This window comes from Campylobacter lari subsp. concheus, assembly GCF_008245025.1.
Lineage (GTDB): Bacteria > Campylobacterota > Campylobacteria > Campylobacterales > Campylobacteraceae > Campylobacter_D > Campylobacter_D concheus.
In genome coordinates, this window is record NZ_CP043426.1 from 796,783 (window position 1) to 821,224 (window position 24,442).

At 29.3% G+C, this 24,442-nt stretch carries 20 protein-coding genes, 1 tRNA gene and 1 pseudogene; 9 read left to right on the forward strand and 13 right to left on the reverse strand.

From position 1 onward, the window contains the following. Nucleotides 1-17 precede the first annotated feature (17 nt). A complete protein-coding gene (locus tag CLCT_RS04200; protein WP_170230434.1) occupies nucleotides 18-2,519 on the reverse strand; it encodes a YhdP family protein in 2,502 nt (833 codons plus the stop codon). Between CLCT_RS04200 and mltG the strand changes: the two genes are divergently transcribed. Beyond that, nucleotides 2,506-3,459, forward strand: coding sequence for an endolytic transglycosylase MltG (gene mltG / locus CLCT_RS04205; RefSeq protein ID WP_149062354.1), 954 nt, complete (start codon nucleotides 2,506-2,508; stop codon nucleotides 3,457-3,459). The two genes, CLCT_RS04200 and mltG, sit on opposite strands and share 14 nt — an antisense overlap. On the opposite strand, the pseudogene CLCT_RS07835 reads toward mltG, so the two are convergent. Next, nucleotides 3,460-4,920: pseudogene (locus CLCT_RS07835) on the reverse strand (DNA translocase FtsK); the annotation flags it as partial. Nucleotides 4,921-6,342: 1,422 nt separating this feature from the next. Beyond that, nucleotides 6,343-8,577 (reverse strand): flagellar hook-associated protein FlgL, encoded by a 2,235-nt coding sequence (flgL, locus tag CLCT_RS04215; protein WP_149062355.1) that lies wholly within the window; start codon nucleotides 8,575-8,577, stop codon nucleotides 6,343-6,345. 155 nt (nucleotides 8,578-8,732) lie between these two features. Between flgL and CLCT_RS04220 the strand changes: the two genes are divergently transcribed. Then, nucleotides 8,733-8,819, forward strand: a tRNA-Leu gene (locus CLCT_RS04220). A gap of 79 nt (nucleotides 8,820-8,898) precedes the next feature. Here the strand turns inward: CLCT_RS04220 and CLCT_RS04225 are convergent. Together CLCT_RS04225 and CLCT_RS04235 are read right to left on the reverse strand one after the other, a co-directional pair. After that, nucleotides 8,899-9,411, reverse strand: a complete 513-nt coding sequence (locus CLCT_RS04225; RefSeq protein WP_249040747.1) for a hypothetical protein — start codon at nucleotides 9,409-9,411, stop codon at nucleotides 8,899-8,901. Between the two features lie 716 nt (nucleotides 9,412-10,127). After that, nucleotides 10,128-10,412 (reverse strand): hypothetical protein, encoded by a 285-nt coding sequence (locus CLCT_RS04235; RefSeq protein WP_149062356.1) that lies wholly within the window; start codon nucleotides 10,410-10,412, stop codon nucleotides 10,128-10,130. Between the two features lie 63 nt (nucleotides 10,413-10,475). Between CLCT_RS04235 and CLCT_RS04240 the strand changes: the two genes are divergently transcribed. Continuing rightward, complete coding sequence (locus tag CLCT_RS04240) at nucleotides 10,476-10,721, forward strand: HNH endonuclease family protein (protein ID WP_282958263.1); 246 nt, start codon at nucleotides 10,476-10,478, stop codon at nucleotides 10,719-10,721. A 153-nt stretch (nucleotides 10,722-10,874) separates the two neighbouring features. Here the strand turns inward: CLCT_RS04240 and dnaE are convergent, their stop codons facing one another. Next, nucleotides 10,875-14,468: a DNA polymerase III subunit alpha gene (gene dnaE, locus CLCT_RS04245; protein ID WP_149062358.1), complete on the reverse strand. Its 3,594-nt coding sequence runs from the start codon at nucleotides 14,466-14,468 to the stop codon at nucleotides 10,875-10,877. A gap of 103 nt (nucleotides 14,469-14,571) precedes the next feature. Here dnaE and CLCT_RS07775 point away from each other — a divergent pair, with 103 nt between their 5' ends. Beyond that, the gene (locus CLCT_RS07775; RefSeq protein ID WP_255349556.1) at nucleotides 14,572-14,811 is read left to right on the forward strand and encodes a SelT/SelW/SelH family (seleno)protein; all 240 of its coding nucleotides are present in this window, start codon (nucleotides 14,572-14,574) and stop codon (nucleotides 14,809-14,811) included. A 23-nt stretch (nucleotides 14,812-14,834) separates the two neighbouring features. Here the strand turns inward: CLCT_RS07775 and CLCT_RS04255 are convergent, their stop codons facing one another. From CLCT_RS04255 to CLCT_RS04280, 6 genes are read right to left on the reverse strand one after another with little or no spacing between them, the layout of a single operon-like run. Then, nucleotides 14,835-15,401, reverse strand: coding sequence for a DJ-1 family glyoxalase III (locus CLCT_RS04255; RefSeq protein ID WP_149062359.1), 567 nt, complete (start codon nucleotides 15,399-15,401; stop codon nucleotides 14,835-14,837). A gap of 11 nt (nucleotides 15,402-15,412) precedes the next feature. Next, complete coding sequence (locus CLCT_RS04260) at nucleotides 15,413-16,285, reverse strand: N-carbamoylputrescine amidohydrolase (protein WP_149062360.1); 873 nt, start codon at nucleotides 16,283-16,285, stop codon at nucleotides 15,413-15,415. Beyond that, the gene (locus tag CLCT_RS04265) at nucleotides 16,254-17,168 is read right to left on the reverse strand and encodes a cation diffusion facilitator family transporter (RefSeq protein ID WP_039668447.1); all 915 of its coding nucleotides are present in this window, start codon (nucleotides 17,166-17,168) and stop codon (nucleotides 16,254-16,256) included. Before CLCT_RS04265 ends, CLCT_RS04260 begins: the two co-directional genes overlap by 32 nt. Beyond that, entirely contained in the window at nucleotides 17,165-18,142 is a 978-nt protein-coding gene (locus CLCT_RS04270; RefSeq protein WP_149062361.1) for an agmatine deiminase family protein, read from the reverse strand. The genes CLCT_RS04265 and CLCT_RS04270 overlap by 4 nt, the downstream gene beginning before the upstream one ends. Before the next feature lie 56 nt (nucleotides 18,143-18,198). Then, entirely contained in the window at nucleotides 18,199-18,480 is a 282-nt protein-coding gene (locus tag CLCT_RS04275; protein WP_012661606.1) for a hypothetical protein, read from the reverse strand. Next, the gene (locus tag CLCT_RS04280) at nucleotides 18,480-19,079 is read right to left on the reverse strand and encodes an MBL fold metallo-hydrolase (RefSeq protein WP_039668449.1); all 600 of its coding nucleotides are present in this window, start codon (nucleotides 19,077-19,079) and stop codon (nucleotides 18,480-18,482) included. The genes CLCT_RS04275 and CLCT_RS04280 overlap by 1 nt, the downstream gene beginning before the upstream one ends. A gap of 61 nt (nucleotides 19,080-19,140) precedes the next feature. On the opposite strand from CLCT_RS04280, the gene CLCT_RS04285 reads away from it, so the two are divergent. From CLCT_RS04285 to CLCT_RS04305, 5 genes are read left to right on the forward strand one after another with little or no spacing between them, the layout of a single operon-like run. Next, nucleotides 19,141-19,881 (forward strand): NAD+ synthase, encoded by a 741-nt coding sequence (locus CLCT_RS04285; RefSeq protein WP_039668450.1) that lies wholly within the window; start codon nucleotides 19,141-19,143, stop codon nucleotides 19,879-19,881. Further along, nucleotides 19,868-20,806 carry a tetraacyldisaccharide 4'-kinase gene (locus CLCT_RS04290; protein WP_149062362.1) on the forward strand — a complete coding sequence of 313 codons (939 nt, stop codon included), beginning with the start codon at nucleotides 19,868-19,870 and terminating at the stop codon, nucleotides 20,804-20,806. Before CLCT_RS04285 ends, CLCT_RS04290 begins: the two co-directional genes overlap by 14 nt. After that, nucleotides 20,781-22,190 (forward strand): threonine synthase, encoded by a 1,410-nt coding sequence (thrC, locus tag CLCT_RS04295; protein WP_149062363.1) that lies wholly within the window; start codon nucleotides 20,781-20,783, stop codon nucleotides 22,188-22,190. Before CLCT_RS04290 ends, thrC begins: the two co-directional genes overlap by 26 nt. After that, a complete protein-coding gene (gene kdsB, locus CLCT_RS04300; RefSeq protein WP_149062364.1) occupies nucleotides 22,187-22,912 on the forward strand; it encodes a 3-deoxy-manno-octulosonate cytidylyltransferase in 726 nt (241 codons plus the stop codon). Before thrC ends, kdsB begins: the two co-directional genes overlap by 4 nt. Then, complete coding sequence (locus CLCT_RS04305; RefSeq protein ID WP_039668454.1) at nucleotides 22,909-23,673, forward strand: transporter substrate-binding domain-containing protein; 765 nt, start codon at nucleotides 22,909-22,911, stop codon at nucleotides 23,671-23,673. The genes kdsB and CLCT_RS04305 overlap by 4 nt, the downstream gene beginning before the upstream one ends. Here CLCT_RS04305 and CLCT_RS04310 read toward each other — a convergent pair. Further along, a complete protein-coding gene (locus CLCT_RS04310; RefSeq protein WP_240387577.1) occupies nucleotides 23,670-24,386 on the reverse strand; it encodes an amino acid ABC transporter permease in 717 nt (238 codons plus the stop codon). The genes CLCT_RS04305 and CLCT_RS04310 overlap by 4 nt on opposite strands. Nucleotides 24,387-24,442: the final 56 nt, after the last annotated feature.

Below are 24,442 nucleotides of genomic sequence, written 5' to 3' on the forward strand. Positions count from 1 at the left end.
TTTTCTCCTTTTTGCATTTATTTCACTAAATTAGCTGGTAATTCAAAAATATTTTTAATCAAATGATAAGGAAGTTGCAAGCTTTGTGCGATAAGCTGGGTCTTAAATTCAGGATCATCCACTGTTCCGCTTAATTTAATTTGTGTACTAATTTGTCTATCCTTGCCTAATATAATTTGATTGATAATTGGAACTTTGGAAATAACCGAACTAGCTGATTTTAGCGTTCTAAGTTCTAATACACCATCCACTTGATTGCTTCTTAAATTGATTTTAACTTGACCTAGCACATCTGCACTATCGCCATTAAAATTAAGTGCGTCTATTTCAAAAAGATCTTTTTTACGGTTAAAACTTATACCAGCATTTTCAACACTAAATCCTTTTTCATTAAAGGTGGGTGCTTTAAATAAAATTAAACTAGGTATGGTATCAATAAAACTTAAAAGCTGTTGATGAAATTTTAAATCTTTTAAATAAGTATCTTTAAATAAAAATTTACCTTTGAAAAAATCGGTGCTATTGCCATCTACATAAAGATTAAACTCACCTTTTTCAAAAACATTTTGATGTATAAAAGTATTTAGAAAATCATCATCCATTTTTAAAGCTCTAATTTGCATTTGATTTTCTTTAAGCAAAAAGTCAAATTTAGATTCATTTCTATTTGCCCAAGCTTTTATATAATCTTTTTGAATTTTAACGTCAAATTGATCAAAATCCAAGGTTTTATTAAAATCTTTTAAAATCAAATCTATATTTTTTCCACTAATATTATAAGTTGAATTTTCAAGAGTATCTAAAGTATTTTCCGTATCTTGCTGAGAAATTAATAAATTAATATTATTTAAAGTAATATTTACATCATCATTGTCTTTTTGAGCAAAAATACTACCACTTGCACTAGTTAAATTAAAATCATTACCTTTTATTTTTATACTAAAACTATCATATTCATAAGGATTATTATCTTTATAGAGCAAAAATGACTCAAAAGTAGTATTATTAATATCTACATTAAAATCTTGAAAATTTAAAGTATTTAAAGATAATTCCCCATCATGCACTTTATTTTTTTGCATTAATTTAGAATAATCTTTATATTTTGCAAGTTTTTCAACATAAACAGACATACCTTGATCAAAATTTAAAGTTGTGGTAAATTCTTTATTATATAAACTAATATTTTTGTCAAAATCAAGGCTTAAATCAAGAAATTTATTTTCCATTTTTAAGCTCTTTTGTGGTAGTTCTAAGTTTGTTATAAAGGTTTTAAAATCACCTTTTTTTTGCTTCAAATCAACACTTGCATTAAGATCACCATTAAACATACTACTTTGCACGCTTGCATTTTGTATATTTAGTTTATCTTTTTTTAAAGTAACATTTGCCTGAGCTATCTTAAAATCACTTATATTTATATTTGAATTAATAATATTAAAACTACCATTATAAGTAATTTTTTCAGGATGATCAAAAGGAATTTTCAGTGTTAAATCAGTCTTTGTGACACCATTGTTTTGCAAAAATGGTAATTTTATATCATATAAAAGCAAAATTTTATTAACCCTATAATCAGCTCTAACATTATCACTTTTAATATGTATATAAATTCCTGCTTTTTCATTTAGCATATTATCTATATAAATTTGGCTTTGAGCTAAATCATAATTATTAAAACGCAAATCATCATAAATAAAATCGAGTCTTTGTTTAGCAAATTCAAGCCTTACAAAAGGACTTACGATAGGATCTATGCCTTTATCTAAAACTACTTTTAAATTATTTACATAACCTTTGGCATTGATATCATTTAAATAATATCTATGTTTTCCAAAATCTGCAAAACCGGTTAATTTTTCTATAAAATAAAAATCAGCCTTTACCTTACCACCCACCCAAAGAGCAAGATTAGAAGGCAAATGCACTCCATTTTCTACTAAAACATCAAAAATTTGCGAAATATTATTTGAACTGATATTTTCTAATTCATAAGCAATCTCTTCTCTTTTGAGTGAAAATTTAACATCACTTTTTAAAAAATCACTATCGATTTTACCTTTAAAAATATAAAATTTTGTCTTAGGATTAATAAGCAAGGAACCAATTACACTAAGATTATGATCTTTTAAAAGAAAATTATCAATATTAGCTTGTATATTTTTATCACTAATTTTTAAATTCACTTTTACTAAAAGATTTTTACTGTTTACAAAAAATAAATTATTTTTATAAATTAACTCCACGGGATAGTTATTGACAAACATTTCATCAATATTGATTTCTTGAAAAAACCAATAAATATATTTTACATCTTTGATAAGCTGCACAGCTTTACTTGCGCTAGTTTCATTTTGAGTACTTTGACTTTGAGAATTTACTACGACTTTTTTAGCATTTAAAATGAGTTTTTTATCTAATTTAATATATAATTTCTCTAAATTAATAGAAGAAAATTCTAATTTTTCTATGTAAATTCCATTTTTGAGGTAAACAAACAAAGCAATGAAAAGTATCATAGGTAATGCTAAAAATTTAAGAATTTTTTTAATATGTTGTGATTTGATTTTAATTTTTCTTTTATCCATTTTTTATTATCTACTTTTACCTATAAAAACAAACTCTGTAGTTTTTATACCACAAGGTTCTGTTAGTAAGATTATAACGCAATTAGATAAAAATAACTATAAAATGAGCGGTATTGATAAATATACTTTATATTTATTAGGCCATCCACAATCTGGTTGGATAAATATAGGCACAAAAGAACTAAATAGAGCTGAATTTTTACATAAACTTACCGTCGCTAAGGCAGCACTTGAAACTATTACTTTAATTCCTGGAGAAACGACTGAAATTTTCTTTGAAGAATTAGCACCAAAGTTAAATTTAAATGCTAAAACTTTAATGCAAGAATTTTACAAACAAAGCCCTTTTAAAGAAGGTATGCTTTTTCCCGAAACTTATAAAATTCCAAAAGGTATCACAGAAGAGCTTTTGGTAAAATATCTTTTGGCTTACTCTGCTAATGAATTTAAAAAGCTTTCTTATAAAATTTTTAGAGAATATAATGAAAAAAAATGGCATGAGTATCTCATCATAGCTTCCATTATACAAAAAGAAGCAGCGAGTAATGAAGAAATGCCTATAGTTTCATCTGTAATTAGAAATCGTTTAAGAAAAGGTATGAAGCTTCAAATGGATGGAACATTAAATTATGGAAAATACTCTCATGAAAAAATCACTCCACAAAGAATAAGATCGGATAATAGTTCTTATAACACTTATAAATTTAATGGTATACCGAAAGAAGCTGTGTGTAATGTTTCATTTGAAGCTATTAAGGCAGCTATTTTTCCTGCTAAAACAGAATATTTATATTTTGTAAGAGATAAAAAAACGAACAAGCATATTTTTACCTCTACTTTAAAAGATCACAATAAGGCAATAAGAAATTAATTATAAAATTTCTCTTTGTCCTTTTGCATCAGGTTCACTTAAAATACCTGTTTGTGAAAGTTGCTCTATGATATTTGCTGCGCGGTTGTAACCTATTTTCAAACGTCTTTGCAAATAAGAAATACTAGTTTTTCTATCTTCTAAGATTACAGCCTTTGCTTCTTCATAAAGTTCATCTAAATCTCCATCATCAAATTCACTTCTTTTATAAGATCCATCTTGACTATCATCTTTTAAAAAGCTCTCATCATATTCTACTACTTGTTGAGCTTTTAAAAACTCCACAATATTTTCTATTTCATTTTCACTTGCAAAAGGTGCATGCAAACGCACTAAACCACTCATACCAGGAGGAGTAAATAAACAATCTCCACGCCCTAGTAAGCTTTCAGCACCCATAGAATCTAAAATAACCTTAGAATCTATCTTTTGCCCTACTTTATAAGAAATTCTACTTGGTAAATTTGCTTTTACAACCCCAGTAACAACATCTACTGAAGGGCGTTGTGTGGCTACTATTAAGTGAATTCCACTTGCTCTTGCCATCTGAGCTAAACGACCTATATAAAATTCTACATCCTTACCCGCAGTCATCATTAAATCAGCCAACTCATCAATAATCACTACAATAAATGGTAAGATTTCACCACCTTGTTCTTTGATTTTTTCATTGTAATTTTCTATATTTTTAGTTTTTGCTTCAGCCATCAAACGATATCTGCGTTCCATTTCAGCTACCATATTCGATAAAGCATTTACCGCCTTTTTAGGATCAGTAATTACCGGAGTAAGCAAATGTGGTATATCATTATAAATACTAAATTCAAGCATTTTAGGATCTATCATCATAAGTCTTAAGGTTTTTGGTGAATTTCTATAAAGCAAAGATAGAAGCATAGAATTAATTCCCACACTTTTACCACTTCCTGTAGTTCCTGCTATTAAAAGATGAGGAAGCTTTTTAAGATCTGTGATGAAAGGATCGCCTACTATATCTTTACCCAAAGCTATAGTTAAAGGTGAGCTAGAATTTTTAAATACCTCACTTTCTAAAATTTCTCTTAAGTAAATTGTATCAATTTTTTCATTTGGCACTTCAATCCCTACTACATCTTTACCTGGAATTGGAGCTTGAATTCTTATAGTTTGAGCTTTTAAAGCCATAGCTAAATCATCTTGTAAAGATAAAATTTTACTCACTTTAACATCTGCTGCTGGACGAAATTCAAAAGTAGTTACAACAGGACCTGTATAGGTTCTAACTACATCACCACCTATTTTAAAACGTCTTAATTTTTCCAATAAATCATAAATTTTTCTATCAATCTCTTCTTCATTTATCTCACTTTTACCTTCTTTTGGCATGGTTAAAAAATCTAAAGGTGGTAAAGAAAAATCTTTTGGTTTTTCAAAATTTCCAAAGTCAAGATCTTTCAATAAAGCTTTATTTTCACTCACTTCATTAGCGATAGAATGGTGTGTTTTATTATCTACTGCTTCCACTATAGACTCTTGAGCAATTTCAAATGGAACTTTTTTTTCTTTGACTTCATTTTGCACTTCTTCTACCACAAAAGGACTTTCATAATTTTTTTTACTTCTTAGCTCTTCTATACTAACAGGTTTAGTAAAATCATCTTCATTAAAATCTAGCTCTTTTACTTCATTTTGCGGGATAAAATCCTCATCTTTAAAATCTTTCACCCCTAAAAAGCTAGTTTTATTTTGAATTTTTTTAAATTCAGCTTCTTTTTGCGCCTCTATGGCGTTTAATTCTTCAATTTTTTTAAAATCCTCATTAAGCTCTTCCAAAATTTTTTCTTTTTGTAAAATTTTATATTCTTCTAGCAATTTAGCTTTTTGTAACATTTGCTCACGCTCTTTAAGCTCTTTGGCAAATAAAGAATTTTCTTCTATCACTTCTTCTTTATTTTCATTTAAGTCCATATTACGTCTTTTATAGCTTGGTTCATCTAAATTTTTACTTTTTAAAGTTTGAGTATAAATATCTTCACTATTGTTTTTATATTTTGACAAATACTCTTCAGGGGTCATTTCATCTTCCTTTGTATTTATTTGACTAGCTTTTTGAGCAAAACTTGCGATAGGCTCTGAAAGCTCATGAATATAACTTGAGCTTAATTTTTTATCCTCTTCACTAATTATCACTTCTTCTAATTCTTGATTTCTTAAATCTTTAAGATTAAATTTTTTATTTTCTTGAGTCTCTTGTTTTGATAGATCTTCCTTTTTAACGGGCTCTTCTTTTTTCTCTTTGATTAAAAGTTCTTGTTTAAGTTTTTCTTGCTCTTCTTTGGTTTCATTTTCATACTTATCGCCACCAAAAAATCCAAAAATTTTATTTTTAACCAAAGTTTCAAGTTTTAAATAAAAATCAAAATCAAGTTCTATTTTAAATACTTCTTTGATAAATTCTGGAAAAGAAATGATAAAAGCAAACGATAAAAGCAAAATTACTAAAACCAAGCTACCTATTTTACCAAAAAGTCCATCTAAAATCACAAACATAGTAGAAGCTATATAGCCTTTATCTTGTAAAAATTCTGAAGAAAAAATAAGTGAAGCAAAAATGCAAGCAAAAATAGCTATACTGAATCTACGTTCGATAAGTTCAAAATTATAGTTATTTTTATATAAAAGATAATTAAACCAAAAAAAGGCAAAAGGATAAATTTTAGTCAATACCCCAAATAGAAAATAACTAAGCTTTGCTAAAGAATACCCTATAATACCTACTAAAGTTTGATCAGGTATTAAAGCACTCAAACAAAAATAAAAAATTAAAATATTTAAAATAACAAAAATAGCTTCTTTTTTTATAACATATCCTTTATAAAGAAAAAAGCTATTATATCAAAAAAATTATAAGTAGTTTAATAAACTAATTTGAGAAATTTTAGAAGTAGCTGAAAGCATCGCTTGATAAGAAACCATAGTTTGCATAAATTGCATATAAGTTTGCCCATAATCAGCATCAGTAACGCCACTCTTAATGGTAGCAACATTAACATTTAAAAATGTCATTCTTTTATTTGTTTCTTCTATATTATTAGTATAAGCTCCTATGGTTGTATGAATTTTTCTTACATGATCTTGTAGATGATCAATTCTTTCTAAAGCACCTTGTAAACCTGTATTTCTAGGATCACTCCCTTCAGAATCTGCTCTCATGTTTCCACTTAAAACAGCATCTATCATTTCATCTAAATCTTTAATTAGATCAACATTAGGATCGTCAATAGTTAAAGAATTATTTGCACTAAATACAAAACCAGAACCATTATTTACTTGACCCCCAGTCGCAGGAAAACCTGCATTTGAATTAGAATCTTTAATAGTTAATCCAATATTAGTATTGGTTGAAAATTTATCTGTAATGTGAATACGACCTTTATAGTCCATATTGACTTCAACAAAATCTTTAGAATTTGAGATATTTTGCTGGATAGTTTGAAAATCATTATTGCCAATTGTGCCATTTGGATTTGCATTAATAGTTGTTGTTGGTATATTATCACTTGCAAACATACCTATAATATCATTTAATTGTCCATAGGTAATATCCTCAGGTTTTGTTTGCATACCAACTGCATTGCCTGTGTTTTCATTATACTGAGAATGCGTGATAGGAAAACTTATTGTTTGACCATTTTGATCAAGATAACTCACTGTTGAATTTCCTAGATTAATAGTAACATTATAAGTTTGACCACTCTTAGAGGTAATATCCATTTGAAGCACTTGTCCTGCCATACTTCCATTAGCATTAGCGATTACTTCGCTTAATTTGGTACTATCAGTAGCATATTCGCTTGTCCCTCTAATGATTTGCGATACATTTCCAAATACAGAATTACCATCTTTTTCAAAAGCTACATCAAAGTCTTTTCCATCAGTTTTATTTCCATTGATATTGCTTTTAATAAAGTCTGTTTGGTGTATATTTAATTGAAAATCTTGACCATTAATTTGCACCGTAACTGGACTTTGCACCTGATTTAAATCACCATTAGGAACAGCTTGTTGCATAATCTCATTAGTAAGTCTATCTTGATCCCATCCAGCTGCTTCAGCTGCTTCTTGTAGTTCTTGAATTTGAGTTCTATCTGTTGCTTGCGGAGTCAAAGCAATTGCATGAAAATCTAAAGAACTATTACCTTCTTTTAAATTTTTAATCTCTATTTGACCACTATCATTGATCGTAACATCCACTACTTTATTAGTATCAGTATTTCCATAAAGCTGACCTATATTTTCTAAAACATCACCTATTTTATCTTCAGGACCTATATTTAAAGTAGCTTTAAAACTTGTACCATCAGGTCTAACACCTTGAATATACATCGAAGAACTTGGAAAAGGTAGTTTACTACCCGCATAATCAAAATCTTTATCAGGATCAAGACCTCCACCTTGAACATAGTTTTGTCCTATTAAATATGAAAATTTATCCTCTTCATCTAAAAAGTCTTTTTTGCTAGGGTCTTTATTTACATCAAATCTGTTATCGATTAAAGAAACATTGGATGAAATTATTTTACTAATATCAGAATCAGGTTTAAAAAATAAATCCCATCCAGGTATATTATAAGGAATTTGGGTTCCAGCACCACTTACTACAAAAATATTATCCTTATTACCATAATAGTTTCCATATTTATCGAAAGGCTTTGTAGCTGCATTAGAACCTGCAAATAAATATTGTCCATTAATACTAGTGTTTGCAATATTTACAATAGAATCTTTTATAAGTTCAAGCTCCTTTGCGATAGCCTCTCTAGAAGTTTGAGAATTTCCATCACTAGCGGCTTTTGTTAAAAGTGTTTTAAATTTTTCTAAGAGTTCTGTAATATTTTTCAAAGCAGTATCAGTATTTTTTGCCATTTCCATAGCAGATTGAGTTCCTTGGATGACCTGACCTATATTAGCTAATTCATATTCCAATCTTGAGCCATTAATATAGGTATTAGCATTCTCCCAAGAATGTTGGATAAGCTGACCAGTTTGTAATTGTAAATTATACTTATTAAGCAAAGACTGACCATCTGTATAATTTTGTATAGAAGTGTAGTAACTATACTGATTACTAATTCTCATAATTTTACTCCACAAATAATTTTTTAAGTATATACAAGCAAAAAAAGTTCCAATTTTTAAAGATATTTTAATTTTTATATAAATATTTTATATTTTTTTAATTTTTTTTTAGTATAATTTCATATTCTATAATTTTTAATTTAAAATCTTAAAAAGCCCGAGTGGTGAAACTGGTAGACGCGCCAGACTCAAAATCTGGTAAGGGCAACCTTGTGTCGGTTCGAGTCCGACCTCGGGCACCATTTGTTTTTTACTCCCAAGTGTTTTTTAAAGAGTTTTTATTTTCATTAACAAATCACACCTGCTAAATCCACCATTTACTTACTTCAATCTCACATTCATAATCATATTAGATAAAAAGATACTATCTTTATCAAAGCTTTTTGAGTTATATTCTAGTTTTAAGTTTCTTTTTTGTATATCTTGCATTAAAGTTGAAAGATTGTATAAACTTAAACTTTCTAATATATTTATAAGTTCTATCTTACTTAAAGTATTAAAATCATTTAACAAGCTAAGATAATTACTTATAATAGAAGAAGAATTGATATTATTAAATACGATTTTATTTTTTATATCTTCTTTAATAAAAAATTGATTATTTTTTATATAAAAATAATCTTTAAGATGATGATTACTTAATATTTGATTATAAAAACTTAAAAGGCTTTCTTTACTATTTAAGTCTATAAAATTTAAAAATATATTTTCTTTTAATAATACTTCTTGTAATTCTTTTAAGTTTTTAAAAGCTTGATTTATACTAGAAGTATTTTTTAAAGCATAAATGATATTATCATCTTTAGAAATTTTTCTATTTATATTATATTGCAATAAAGGATTTTTATAAAGTGTATCACTATTGATTAAGATATTGATACGAAAAGATTCTTTACTTTTATTAGTTGATTAAAGCAAAGATATAATATCTTTTATAACTTGTAAAATATTATTTGCTACTTCACCATAACCCCAAGTAAAGATAATATGATTATCATCTATATTTTGTAGCACCAAATAATAAAGAAGGTGCAAAAATTAAAGCACTAAGGAATAAAATGTAAAATCTTTTCATCAGTTGTATTAAAGAAGTTAAAGAGTTTGTTTGGTATAATTATATTAAGGGTGCAACGCCAAAGGGGCGCAACCCTTTAGCGTTAATTTACCACCCAGAAGGGAGGTGAGCTTAATGCTAATAAAAATTATCCTTATAATTATACTCTTAACGCTTTGCTATGTCAAGGCTTATTGAGTATCCCCTGCTTTTGCAGGGTTTAGGATAATCCCTTTGGCTAACCAAACAAACTTTTAACTAAACTCTATCTCCTTTCTATAATTTTATTTTTCTTTTTAATTAGTAGGTTTTCTTGTTAAATTCTCAAGATTGCTTTCAATCTTTTCTTGTATTTTTATAGAATCAGATTGTATTTTATCTACTTCAATATTTCCAACAATTATTTTACTTATTAAGTTTTGCTAGCTTTTTTCATCTTCTTTACAAGGTACAAGACCTATAAATACTTTATCTTTATCACAGTAACAACCACCAGTTAAGCCAAAAATTTATCTTTAGAGCGGCATCTATTATCTTTTTTATTAAAGATAAAAATTTGTCCTCCGCAAGAACCATCATCTTCCCAACCATTATTATTTTCATCATTAATACCAACTTGAGCATCATCTTCGATATAGCTAGTACCTTCTATGCAAGGAAACGGGGAGTATTGATACTTATTATCTGTTATTTCTTCATTAAATGGACATACCTTCCTACTTTTAACACAATTGCTTGCAGGTTGATATTGAAGCATTACAAGTATCATTAAAACCATCATTGTTAGAATCTATCGCTAGATCATCTAAGCTTTTAGGGTGGCAATTTCAATAAACGATATATTATTACAACATATGCCACAGATAATAATCATCATAGTTTTATACCTTTAGATGCAAATATACAAATAGAACATGTATTGCCTATAAAATACAAAGAATATAATTGGGATGAAATATTTACAGAAGATGAAAGAGAAAATTGGACTAATGCGTTAGCAAATTTAACATTAATATCTATGAGAAAAAATGTTCAAGCGTTAAATTATGATTTTGCTAGAAAAAAAAGAAATTTATGCAAACAAAGATAAGATTTTAACTTGTTATACAATAACTCAAGATATAATATATAATTATAATGAGTGGAACACAAATTCTCTTGAAAAAAGAAAGAAAGAATTAATAGAAAAAATTTCAAATATATTATCAATTTAAGCTATGATAATCATAGCTTAAATTGATATTTAACCTTTACATTTTTGAGAAATTTCTTCAAAAGTCTCTTTAGAAATCACAAAACCTGTATGATAAAGCAAGCAACTACCCACATCTAATACTTTTAAAACTAATTTTTTATTATTAGCGTCTTTTGGATTATGTTTAGAATTTGCTAAAGAATAAATCTCATAAACCATATCTTTACTAAGTTTGTTAATATCAAGTTCTATGATATTTTCTTCAAATTTCATAGGCTCTTGGGTAAATTCTTCTTTGTTTTCTTTTTTTACAAAGCTTTTCTTCTTACTAAAAGATTTTAGCTCATTTTCTTTTGCTTCTTCTAGGGTATAAATTTCATTTAAACTAAAGCTTAAGTCATTGTCATTGTTTTTATATCTTAGTAAAAAAGCAAAGGCTTCATCTTTGCTTTCTTTAAAAAGTGCTTCAACTTTTTCTACTTGAGCTTCAAAGATGATCATATCAAAAGTAGAGTAAAAGTCTAAAACCACAGCCTTAGCATATCTTTTACCACTTTTACTCATCATTGATTTAAAATCTTCAATCTTTCCTACAACCAAAAGCTCACCCTCGCCTTTGAGTGTTTCAAAATCCATACTTTTAAAATACTCTATGCCTTCTATTTGACTTGCAAATTTATCCAAAGGATGGCCTGATACATAAATTCCTAAGATTTCTTTTTCATAGCCTAATTTTTCCATTAGTTCAAATTCTACTTTGCTATCATGAAGCCCTACTTTAATATCTGCAGCTATTTCCTCTTCTCCAAAAAGAGAAGCAGTAGAGTTTCTTTTAACTTCAGCGATTTTTCTACTTGTTTCTGAAATAAGCTCAAGATTATCCACTAAACATTTTCTAGTATAACCAAACTCATCAAAAGCACCTGATTTAGCTAAATTTTCTATGGTTTTTTTATTAATCTTAGTAGGATCAATCGAACTTATAAAATCATCAAAATCACTAAAGCCCTCTTCCTTGCGAATTGCCATGATATTTTCTATCGCAGGAATTCCCACACTCTTAATCGCTCCAAGCCCATAAATAATAGCTTCAGAACCATCTTCAAGCTTAGTTGCACTAAATTCTCTTTGAGCTTTGTTAATGCTTGGTGGTAACAGCTTGATATTCATTCTTTTCATCTCTTCAATATATTTTGCGACCTTATCTACATTGCTTTCTTCGCTTGTTAAAAGTGCAGCCATAAATTCACTTGGATAATAAGTTTTTAAATACGCTGTTTGAAAGGTTATAAGTGCATAGGCAGCTGAGTGAGATTTGTTAAAACCATATTCGGCAAATTTCAAAATAAGCTCAAACAAATCATCAGCCTTTTTCTCATCATAGCCTTGTTTTTTAGCTCCTTCTAAATACTCTGCTTTGAGATTATCTAAGATTTCTCTTTTTTTCTTACCCATAGCACGACGCACATTATCAGCTCCGCCCAAAGAAAAACCACCAATTTTTTGCACTATTTGCATAACCTGCTCTTGATAAACTATAACCCCATAAGTATTTTCAAGTATAGGTTTTAAATCTTCAAATGCATAAGTAGCAGCCTTTCTACCATGCTTGATATCGATAAAATCATCCACCATTCCACTATCAAGTGGTCCTGGTCTATATAAAGCTAAAACCGCTATTAAATCCTCAAATCTTTCAGGCTTTAACCTAGCATTTAAACTTTGCATACCGCCTGATTCTATTTGGAAAATGCCCAAGGTATTACCACTTTGTATGGTTTTATAAACCTTAGGATCATTCATATCAATCTTTTCCCAAATTACATCTTTACCATAGCGCTTTTTCACTAGCTTAATCGCATTATCAATCACCGTAAGGGTTTTTAAACCCAAAAAGTCAAATTTGATTAAATCCACATCTTCAAGATATTCTTTAGAATACTGCGTTACCAAATGACACTCATCATTTTTGCTTTGTCTAAAAAGTGGAGCTTTATTCCATAAAGCTTCATTAGATATCACAACCCCTGCTGCGTGCATACCTGCATTTCTATTTAAACCTTCTAATGCTTTAGCAAAATCCCAAACTTGACGTCCTTTTGGATGAGAATTTACAAATTCAGCAATTTTTGGTTCTTGCTCATAGGCTTTTTCTAAAGTGATTTTTAGCTCTTCAGGAACTAATTTTGCCAAAGCATCCGCATCAGGTATACTCATATCACAAACCCTAGCCACATCACGGATTACTCCCTTTGCTAAAAGCTTACCAAAAGTAATAACTTGTGCAACCTTTTCAGCTCCATATTTATCAATAACATAATCAATCACTTCCCCTCTTCTATCTTGACAAAAATCCACGTCAATATCGGGCATTGATACACGCTCAGGATTTAAAAATCTCTCAAAAAGAAGATTATAAGGTATAGGATCTAAATCTGTAATTTTCAAACAATACGAAACTAAACTCCCCGCTGCACTCCCACGCCCTGGGCCAACTGGTATATCTTTTTCCTTAGCTGCGGCGATAAAATCATGAACGATAAGCATATAACCTGAAAATTTCATATTTTTAATAATACTAATTTCTAAATCAAGCCTATCTTTATACTCTTGATGCTTACTCTCATCGATAAATTGAAGTCTTTCTTCTAAACCCTTTTTACAAAGATACTCAAAAACTATATCATCATTATCAAAGCTAAATTCTTGATCTTCTTGACTTAAGCTTAAGCCATATTTTTTCGCATATTCACGGGTAAATTTAAAATTTGGTGGCGTTGGATCACCTAGTTTTAATTCTAAATTACATTTATTAGCTATTTCTTGAGTATTTTCAATGGCTTCAGGAATATCAGCAAAAAGTTCGCTCATTTGCTCTGGTGTCTTTACATAAAACTCATGAACCTCATGTCTTAAACGCCCAGGATCATCAAGTTTAACCCCCATAGCTATACACATAAATACTTCATGTGCAGCTGCTCTTTCTTTAAAAGTATAGTGTGTATCATTAGTTGCAATAATTTTTATATCAAGCTCTTTAGCAAGTTTAATAATAGAATCATCGATAAATTTTTGATCATCAATACCATGACGCATAATCTCAAGGTAAAAATCATCTCCAAAAACCTTTTTATACCAAAGCGCAGCTTCTTTTGCACCTTCATAGCCTTTTGCACCAAATTTTAAATTTCTTTCATTTTTGGTATTTAAATGCCAATTAACCTCACCTTGCAAACACGCAGAAGAACAAATCAAACCCTCACTATGTGCTTCTAAAAGCTTTTTGTTAATCCTTGGGTAATAATACAAACCATGTATATAGCTTTGCGAGCTTAAATACATCAAATTTTTATAGCCAATTTCATTTTTAGCAAACAAACAAATATGAAAGCGTTGTCTTGAGCTTTTATCACTTAAATCATCGTGATTATGTAAATATGCTTCAAGCCCTATGATAGGTTTAATCCCCTCAGCCCTCATTGTTTTGTAAAAATCAATAGCACCAAACATATTTCCATGATCAGTCATAGCAACACTTGTTGCACCTTGCGCTTTTAGCGTTTTAGCAAGCTCTTTGAGTTTATTTGCTCCATCAAGTAAAGAATATTCTGTGTGTAAATGTAAATGTGTAAATTGGCTCATATTTTCCCTTGTATTTTTTTATTATTATAAAAAAAAACCTTAAATTTAAAACTTACAAGCATAAAAAATGTATAATAGCTTACTTTCAAAAAAGGAGTAAAAAATGGAAGTAAAAATTTATTATTGTAATCTTTGAAATTACAAACCACAAGCTGCAAGGGTTGCAGAAGAAATACAAAATGAATTCAAAGATGTGCAAATTTCTACCATAGAAAAAGGTGGTGGTCATTTTATAGTAGAAGTAGATGGCAAAATCATTTACTCTAAAAAAGACTTGTTTAACTGCGAAGTAGATAGATTTCCTCATGAGGGTGAAATCACCAAGCTTATGAAACAAATGTAAGCTAAACCCTCATTAGCGAGGGTTTATTTTGTCAAAGGAACAAGCATACCTTCATAAAGTTTTTGATAAATTTCTTCTGAGCATAAATGCTTAGCAAGCTCTAAACCAAATAAAATAGCCGTAGCAGGCCCAGCTGCTGTGATGACATTTTCATTTACCACAACTGCTTTATTTACTCTTACACCTTCAATACCTACTTCACAACCAGGATAGCAAGAAAACTCTCCATTAATTACCCCTGCTTTTGCCAATACCATAGGTGAAGCACAAATAGCCGCTACGATTTTTTTCTTAGCATGTAAATCTTGTATGATTTTTATGATAGCTTGATTGTTTTTTAAATTCATCATACCTTCAAATCCACCTGCCAAAGCAATTGCGTCTAAATTTTCTTGATCAACACTAGCTAAACTTATATCAGCCTTTATGCAAATTCCATTAGCTCCTTGTACTAAAAGCTCATCATCTAGCGAAGCAATAATAACTTCTAAATTTCCACTAGCCTCCCCTGCTCTTTTTAAAACATCAGCTATACCTATAAACTCAGCTTCTTCAAAACCTTTTGCCAAAGGCACTAAAACTTTTTTCATTTTTCCTCCTTTTAGTCAATAAATCTTTTATTTAATTCATGAAAATACTCTATGCGTCTATCGCGTAAAAATGGCCACCATCTGCGCACATTTTCACATCTTTGCATATCAATTTCAATGATTTTACAAAGCTCTTGTTTATCATCGGCTCTAAAAAGCTCTTCGCCTTGAGCCCCAAAAACAAAAGAATTCCCCCAAAATCTTATGCCATCTTCCACACCGCTTTCATCTTTTTCAAAACCCACTCTATTAATAGCTACTACAGGTAAGCCATTAGCTATAGCATGGCCTCTTTGCACACCTATCCAAGCTTCAAGTTGTCTTTGTTTTTCTTCTTTTTCATCCTTATCAAACCAACCTATAGCAGTAGGGTAAATCAAAATTTGAGCTCCTTTTAAAGCCATTAACCTAGCAGCTTCAGGATACCATTGATCCCAACATATTAAAACCCCAAGCTTTCCAACGCTTGTTTGTATAGGTTCAAAACCCAAATCACCCGGGGTAAAATAAAATTTTTCATAAAAGCAAGGATCATCAGGTATATGCATTTTGCGGTATTTACCTGCTATGGAGCCATCTTTTTCAAATACCACACTAGTATTATGATAAAGTCCTGCACTTCTTTTTTCAAATAAAGAAGTTACCAAAACAACTTTATTTTCTTTAGCTACATTAGACCAAAATTTAACATCTTCTTCATAATCATTTGCCAAATCAAAAAAGTTTGTATTTTCACTTTGACAAAAATACTGCGTTTGATGAAGCTCTTGCAAGCATACAAGCTCAGCCTTTTCCTTTGCTGCTTGTTTGATAAATTCACATGTTTTTTCTATAGTTTTTTCTTTATTTTGTTTAAATTCTTGCTGTATGAGTGCTAATTTCATTTTTACTCCTTTCTTCTTCTGAATCATCATAAGGGTCTAAGTGTATATGGATATTCCAAAAATCATCTTTAAAATACTCCCTTATACTATCTTCAATCTCGTCACCGATTTTATGAGCTTTTAAAAGTGATATTGTAGGTTCAAAAACTAAATGCACACTAACATAAAGTATATCAGGGCTTTTTCTAGTTTTTAAATGATGAAAGCTTTTGACTTCTTTATTTGCGCTTATAATTTGTTTAATCACTTCAACTTGCTCTTTATCAATTGCCACATCTAATAAAATTTTAGAACTTTCTTTTATGATTTTAAAAGCTGAAAAAATCGTATATAAACTTATAGCTATACCAAATAAACCATCAATAAAATGATAATTTGTAAAAGCTATAATCACAAGTGCTAAAAGCGTTAGAGCATTAGTTAAAAAGTCTATTTTATAGTGCAAACTATCGGCTTTTATAATCAAGCTTTTTGTTTTTTTAGCAACATAGTTTAAAAAAACCACCAAACACAAAGTCACAACCATAGCAAAAGCCATGACAAAAATTCCAAGATCAAGTTTTTCAACGCTTTCTTGATTGTGAATTTTCAAAACGCTCTCATAAAAAATATAAACCCCAATCCCACTAATCACAAGACCTTCAAAAAGCCCCATTAAAGCTTCAATTTTACTAAGGCCAAAATTATATTCTTTACTAGATCCTTGAGAACTTTTTTTCAAAGCTAAAAAATTTAAACCCGAAATCACACAATCAAGTAAAGAATCAATCGCACTAGAAAGCACCGCAACAGAACCTGAAGCTAAACCTACTATAAATTTAACAATAGCTAAAAAAATAGCACATACACTTGCGATAATAGTTGCGCTTTTTTGCAAATTCATCTTTGACCTTCATAGCGGTTTTGACAAGAACAATGCAAAGAACCATTTTGTCTTAAAAACACTCTTGCATCAACCCCTACTACTTTTCTATCTTTACATGTTTTTTGTAAATTTTCTAATACCAAAGCATCGTTTTCATCATTATAAGTTGGTACTATCAAACCACCATTAACAAAAACAAAATTTGCATAAGTAGCACCAAGCCTTTTACCTTCAAAATACAAAGGCTTAGGTAAAGGAAGCTCTAATAAATCAAATCTTGTTTTTTTCAGCTCCTCTTCCATAGCCTTTAAAGGTGCATAATGCTCATCATTTTCATCTTTACACACACAATAAGCGATAGTTTCTTCATTGATAAATCTTGCTAGAGTATCTATGTGATGATCAGTATCATCACCTTTTATATAGCCATGATTTAACCATATAATTTGATTTAAACCAAAAATTTCTTTTAATTTAGCTTCAATTTGCTCTTTATTTAAATGTGAATTTCTATTTTCATTTAACAAACAAGCACTCGTTGTAAGCATTATCCCTTGCCCGTTAAAATCAATACTTCCACCTTCTAAGATAAAATCAATTTTTTCTAATTTTCCAGGCAATTTTTGTGCAAAAAGCTTTGAATTGACTGCATTATCCAAAGTACTTTGAAATTTATCTCCCCAAGCATTAAAAGTAAAATCAAGCCCTATGAGTTTATCATCTTCACATACATCAATTGCACCAAAATCTCTAATCCAAGTATCATTAGTATCGCATTTAAAAAAATCAACGTTTTTTATATGCTTAAATCTTTGAAAGTCTTTTTCACTTGGTGCTATAAGTAAAACTTTTTGAAAATTTGCCACAGCTTTAACAAATTCTTCATAGCTTTGTAAAATCTCTTCTAAATAAGGCTTCCAATCGCTATTTTCATGAGGCAAGGAAAGTAAAAGTAGCTCTTGTTTTTGCCATTCTGCTATGCTTTTTCTCATTTTAATACCCTTTTTGATAATTAAAAAAGTATTTTAACATTTTTAATGATAGTTTTTTACTCTTTTTTTAAAACCCAAGCAAAATACCATATCGCAAAAGATAAAAGCAAAATCATAAAAAGCTTTTTATCATACACTCCAAATCCTATATAAAGCACAGAATACATAAAACCAAAACTTCCTGCATAAATGCAAATTCTACTCATTAAACCATTTTCCACCGCTCTAAAACATGGGCATTTGTGAAAAAATTTCTTTTTTGCTTCTTTGGGTTTAAAAAAACTCAAAACCGCACTTAAAATCAGCAAAAAACTTAAAAAATATAAAACCTTATCCATTAGTGAAAATACCTTAACCAAGCAGGAATTGCTTTTTGTTCTTCTTTTAAAGTGCTTTCTTCTCCATGCCCTGGAAGCAATCTAAAATCTTTTTCATAAGCTAAAACTTTTAATAAACTCTCTTTCATCTTAGCTGCATCTGAGTAAGGAAAGTCCCATCTACCGATACTACGATAGAATAAAAAATCTCCACTAAAAAGCACATCTTCACCCACAAGTTCTATCATACAACACCCTGGAGTATGCCCTGGGAAATGATGAAATTTAAACTTAAACTCATCTATACTAAATTCATTTTCATTTTCTATCAACACATCAGCATTTGAATGTTCAAAACCATAATTAAAAGGATCTTTTAACATAAAAGCATCATCTTTATGGATAAAAAGTGGAATTTCATAAACCTTTTTAACTTTAGCATTATCATAAACATGATCGTAATGACCATGAGTATTTAAAATAGCCAAAGGTTTGCTTGTATTTTCTTTAATAAACTCATAAGCATTTTCACCTGGATCGATGATGATTTGCTTATTATTGTGATCTATAATATAACAATTTGTTTCATACATTCCGCATGGTTGTTTTAAAATACGCATATAAACTTCCTTTTAACTAAATCAAATATAATTTTAAAAAATTAATATTTAAAGATTTTTTATGAATTATACAAAATTACAAGAATTATTGATCAATTTTATAAAAGAACAAGCAGGAGATAAAAATCTCATCTTAGGTTTAAGTGGTGGGATAGATTCAGCTTTAGTAGCTCATCTTTGCAAAAAAGCAGTAGGTGAAAAACTTTTTGTGCTTTTAATGCCTACAAAACATTCTAAAAAAGAAAATTTAGATGATGCATTAATGCTTTGTAAAGATTTGCAAATTCATCACAAGATCATTTATATTGATGAAGTACTTTGTGCTTATGAAAAAATTTGTCAAAACTTAACCCCTTTACGCTTTGGGAATTTAGCCGCAAGAGTGCGTATGAGCTTGCTTTATGATTATTCAGCCTTACATAATGCTTTAGTGGTAGGCACTTCTAATAAAAGCGAGCTTATGCTTGGTTATGGAACTATTTATGGAGATTTAGCTTGCGCTTTTAATCCTTTGGCTACACTTTATAAAAGTGAAGTTTTTGAGCTTGCTAAATTTATGGGTGTGCATGAAAATTTCATACAAAAAGCTCCTAGCGCTGATCTTTGGCCAAATCAAAGCGATGAAAAAGATCTTGGCTATAAATATAAAGTCTTAGATGAAGTTTTAAAAGCTTTAGAAAACAATCAAAGCTTGGAAAATTTTGATGAGAATTTAAAAAATTTAGTCTTAGAGCGTGTGCAAAATAATGCTTTTAAAAGAAAACTTCCAACAACACTAGAGAATACATATGACTTGGCTTGATCGCTATTTTTTTAAACCTAATTTTTTACAAAAAACTCTAGCCTTTTTGCTTTTGCCTTTTAGCTTTTTATATATGATTATAGCTATTTTAAATACTAAATTTAAAAAAGAACTTGATTTTAATTTACCCATTATAAGCATAGGTAATCTAACCCTAGGAGGCAATGGAAAAACTCCTATTTGTAAAGCTATAGCAGCTGAGTTTGAAAATTGTTTTATCATCTTAAGAGGCTATAAAAGACAAAGTAAAGGCTTAATTATCGTTAAACACAAAGATGAAATTTTATGCGATATTAAAGAAAGTGGCGATGAAGCTATGGAGTATGCACTTACAAAGCACATTAGTGGAGTGATAGTAAGCGAAGATAGGGTTAAAGGCATACAAAAAGCTATCGAGCTTGGAGCAAAAATCATACTTTTAGATGATGCTTTTTCTAAATTTCACATTAAAAAGCTTAATATTTTATTGCAAAGTAAAGATGAGCCATTTTTTAATTTTACCCTACCTAGCGGGGCTTATCGTTTGCCAAAATCTTTTGCTAAAAGGGCTGATTTTATAGCTAAAGAAAATGAAGACTTTGTGCGTTATTCTCATGTAAAAGAAAATCAAAAAGCAGTTTTAATAAGCTCTATTGCAAAGCCTTTTAGATTATATGAGCATTTTATCAAAGCTAGGGCTTGCTATTTTTTTGCCGATCATTATACTTTCAAAAAAGAAGAATTAGAAAAACTTTTAAAAAAATACAATTGCGACACCTTGATGCTAACCTTTAAAGACTATGTGAAAGTAAAAGATTTTGGCTTTAAAACTGAACTTATTCATCTTGATATTGTTTTAAAAGATAGCTTTAAACAAGTTTTGCAAGATTATATTTATAAATTTAACAAAAAGGAAGAAAATGTTGCTACACTCAACCCAAGATAAAAACCATCAAGTAAGCTTTTCAAAAGCCTTGCTTAGCCCTAGTGCACCTAATAATGCTTTATATGCACCACTTAATCTACCAAAGCTTAACAATGATGCTTTAAAAAATTTAAGCTACAAAGAATTAGCCTTAAAAATCATCGCAGCTTTTGATTTTGATTTAGAGCTTGAAGTTTTTAAAAAAGCTTTAAAAACTTATGAGAGTTTTGATGATAAAACCTGCCCTGTTCATTTAAGAAAAATTAATGATAAGCTTTATATTAATGAATTATTCCATGGACCAACAAGAGCTTTTAAAGATATGGCCTTACAGCCTTTTGGTGTGCTTTTAGAACACTTAAAAAAAGATGATGATTTTTTAATCATGTGTGCTACAAGTGGTGATACAGGGCCTGCTACGCTAAAAAGCTTTGAAAATAAAAAAGGCATAAAAGTGGTTTGTATTTACCCAAATGAAGGCACAAGTAAAACTCAAGCTTTACAAATGACACATTCAAATGCAAGCAATTTAAAATCCATAGCCATCGAAGGTAATTTTGATGATGCGCAAAATGCCCTAAAAGCGCTTTTAAATGATGAGGATTTTAAAAATACTTTAAAAGAAGAAAAGTTAAGTCTAAGTGCTGCAAATTCAGTTAATTTTGGAAGAATACTTTTTCAAATCATCTATCATTACTATGCTAGTTTAAAAATTGATAAAACAATAGATATTATCATTCCAAGTGGAAATTTTGGTGATGCTTTGGGAGCTTATTATGCTAAAAAAATAGGAGCAAATATAGGTAAAATTAAAATTGCTTCCAATTCAAACAATATCTTAAGTGAGTTTTTTAATACAGGCAAATATGATTTAAGAAATAAAAGCTTACAAAAGACTATTTCTCCTGCTATGGATATACTTATATCATCAAATATAGAACGCTTGCTTTTTGATAAATTTAAAGATGAACGCACCAAAGAGTTAATGCAGGCTTTAAAGAATGAAAAATATTATGAGCTTAGCCAAAAAGAGCTAGAGCTTTTACAAGAAGACTTTGAAGCTGATTTTTGTAATGATGATGAGTGTATGCAATATATCAAACAATACAGCCACTTAGGACTTTTAGACCCTCATACTTGCACTTGCTTTAAAATGCTTGATTCTAACACTACTACGCTTATCACTTCCACAGCACAATGGAGTAAATTTACCCCAAGTATGTATCAAGCAATTTATAACAAAGAATGCCAAGATGAACAAGCTTGCATGCAAGAACTTGCAAAAGAATTTAAGCAAGAAATTCATCCAAATATCGCAAGCTTATTTACAAGCACACAAAAGCAAAATCAAGTTTGCAAACTTGAAAATCTAAAACAAACTATTATAGAATGGATAAAACAATGATAATCATACCAGCAAGATTAAAATCAAGTCGTTTTGAAAATAAAATTTTATGCGAGATTGATAATTTACCTATGTTTATTTATACAGCTAAAAAAATGCAAGAAGTTGATGAAGTGTGCGTCGCACTTGATGATGAAGAGGTTTTAAAAATAACACAAAAACATAATGTAAAAGCAGTTTTAACAAGTAAAAATCACGAAAGTGGCACTGATAGGATCAACGAAGCTTGTCAAATTTTAAAACTAAATGAAAATGAGCTAATCATCAATGTCCAAGCCGATGAGCCTTTTATAGAAACACAAAATATTAAGGATTTTAAAGAATTTAGCCAAAAAGCTTTTGAAGATGAGCTTTGTTTTATGAGTAGTTGCTACAAAGAAGTAGATGCAAAAGCTTGTAATGATCCAAATTTGGTTAAAGTAGTTACCGATAGTAATAATTATGCTTTGTATTTTTCAAGATCTAAAATTCCTTATGAAAGGGTAAATTATAAACAAAATTTTAAAGCCCACCTTGGAATTTATGCATATAGGGTTAAAAATTTACAAGAATTTTGTACTTTGAAAAACTCAGCTTTGGAAGAATGTGAAAAATTAGAACAATTAAGAGCCCTAGAAAATGGTAAAAAAATCAAAATGTTAAAAATACAAAGTCAAAGCATAGGTATAGATACAAAAGAAGATTATGAGAAAGCTTTAGCTAAATTTGGAGTTAAAAAATGAAAAAAATACTTTTTTTACTAAGCTTGTTTTTTACAATCCATGCAAAAGAATTAATCGTAGGTATGGAGTTAGCTTACCCTCCTTTTGAAATGAGTGATACTAAAGGTAATCCAAGCGGCATTAGTGTAGAGTTTTTACAAACCTTTGCTAAAGAAAAAAACTATGATTTAAAAATTCAAAACATAGCTTGGGATGGACTTATACCTGCTTTAAGAACTCAAAAAATAGATCTAATCATGTCTTCTATGAGCATAAGCGAGCAAAGAAAAAAAGTAATAGATTTTACCTTGCCTTATGCTAAGGCAAATTTAGCGATATTAAGTGCTAAAAATTCAAATATTAATTCCATAGAAGATTTAAATCAAAAAGGGAAAATCCTTGCTTTAAAAAGAGGTTCAAGTGCGCATTTATATGCTCAAAAAAATCTTAAAAATGCAAAAATCTTAGTATTTGATAAAGAAAATGCAGCCATTTTAGAAGTCATTCAAGCTAAAGCTGATGCTTTTATTTATGATCAAATGAGTATTTATAAAGCATGGAAAAAACATCCTGAGCAAACAAAAGCTATTTTTACCCCTTTTGAAAAAACACCTGAGCAATGGGCCATAGCTTTAAATAAAAACAATACCAAATTAAAAGAAGAACTCAATGAGTTTATTTTAAAATCTAAAGAAAATGGTCTTTTTGATAAACTAAGTCAAAAATACCTCAAAGATATGCAAGAAGTTTTCAAAGAACAAAAACTTGAGTTTTTCTTTTAAGAAAAACTCTTTTCAAGCTTTCTTGAGAACATAGAAATAGGTAAAGTTAAAACCAAATAGCAAAGTGCCAAAGGAATATAAATTTCTAAAGTAGAAAAGGTAAAAGCATTGATTTCTTGAGCATTTTGTGTTAATTCTGAAATAGCTATAACACTTAAAAGAGAGCTATCTTTAATTAAATTACTAAGCTGTCCGCTTAGTGGTGCTAAGATATTTTTTAAAGCTTGGGGGAAAATAACGCTTTTATAAATTTCAAACTCACTTAAACCCAAAGCTTTAGCACTTTCATATTGCATTTTATCGACACTTAAAATTCCTGCTCTAAATATCTCACAAATATAAGCACTAGCAAATAAAGCTAAAATCAAAACTCCGCAAACATAACGATTATCAAGCCCTAAATTATCCGCAAAAATATAATAAATCAATAAAATTTGCACTAGTAAAGGTGTACCTCTAACAAGTTCTATAAAAACTCTTGCAAACATATTAAAAAGTACAATTTTACAAAGACTCATATAGCATAAAATCAAAGCAAAAATCACACCTACAATCAAAGACAAAATACTAATAAAAAAACTCGTAAAAAAGCCTTGCATCATTTTGTCTTTATATTCATAAATTGCCATAAAATCAAAATTATAACTAGCACTTAAAAAAGATAAATAAAAAAATAAAAACAATAAAAAAACCAACAAAAAAGCATTAACCATATATGTTTTTAAAGTAATTTTTTTATGCTCGTTAAATTTATTGTGTACTAAAAAAA

Coding starts and splice junctions, on each gene's coding strand:
- CLCT_RS04285 (WP_039668450.1), top strand. CDS start 19,141: ATGAATTATACAAAATTACAAGAATTATTGATCAATTTTATAAAAGAA.
- CLCT_RS04255 (WP_149062359.1), bottom strand. CDS start 15,401: ATGAAAAAAGTTTTAGTGCCTTTGGCAAAAGGTTTTGAAGAAGCTGAG.
- CLCT_RS04265 (WP_039668447.1), bottom strand. CDS start 17,168: ATGAATTTGCAAAAAAGCGCAACTATTATCGCAAGTGTATGTGCTATT.
- CLCT_RS04310 (WP_240387577.1), bottom strand. CDS start 24,386: ATGGTTAATGCTTTTTTGTTGGTTTTTTTATTGTTTTTATTTTTTTAT.
- CLCT_RS04290 (WP_149062362.1), top strand. CDS start 19,868: ATGACTTGGCTTGATCGCTATTTTTTTAAACCTAATTTTTTACAAAAA.
- thrC (WP_149062363.1), top strand. CDS start 20,781: ATGTTGCTACACTCAACCCAAGATAAAAACCATCAAGTAAGCTTTTCA.
- CLCT_RS04270 (WP_149062361.1), bottom strand. CDS start 18,142: ATGAGAAAAAGCATAGCAGAATGGCAAAAACAAGAGCTACTTTTACTT.
- CLCT_RS04305 (WP_039668454.1), top strand. CDS start 22,909: ATGAAAAAAATACTTTTTTTACTAAGCTTGTTTTTTACAATCCATGCA.
- CLCT_RS04275 (WP_012661606.1), bottom strand. CDS start 18,480: ATGGATAAGGTTTTATATTTTTTAAGTTTTTTGCTGATTTTAAGTGCG.
- mltG (WP_149062354.1), top strand. CDS start 2,506: ATGAAAAGTATCATAGGTAATGCTAAAAATTTAAGAATTTTTTTAATA.
- flgL (WP_149062355.1), bottom strand. CDS start 8,577: ATGAGAATTAGTAATCAGTATAGTTACTACACTTCTATACAAAATTAT.
- CLCT_RS04200 (WP_170230434.1), bottom strand. CDS start 2,519: ATGATACTTTTCATTGCTTTGTTTGTTTACCTCAAAAATGGAATTTAC.
- CLCT_RS04235 (WP_149062356.1), bottom strand. CDS start 10,412: ATGATGGTTTTAATGATACTTGTAATGCTTCAATATCAACCTGCAAGC.
- dnaE (WP_149062358.1), bottom strand. CDS start 14,468: ATGAGCCAATTTACACATTTACATTTACACACAGAATATTCTTTACTT.
- kdsB (WP_149062364.1), top strand. CDS start 22,187: ATGATAATCATACCAGCAAGATTAAAATCAAGTCGTTTTGAAAATAAA.
- CLCT_RS04260 (WP_149062360.1), bottom strand. CDS start 16,285: ATGAAATTAGCACTCATACAGCAAGAATTTAAACAAAATAAAGAAAAA.
- CLCT_RS04280 (WP_039668449.1), bottom strand. CDS start 19,079: ATGCGTATTTTAAAACAACCATGCGGAATGTATGAAACAAATTGTTAT.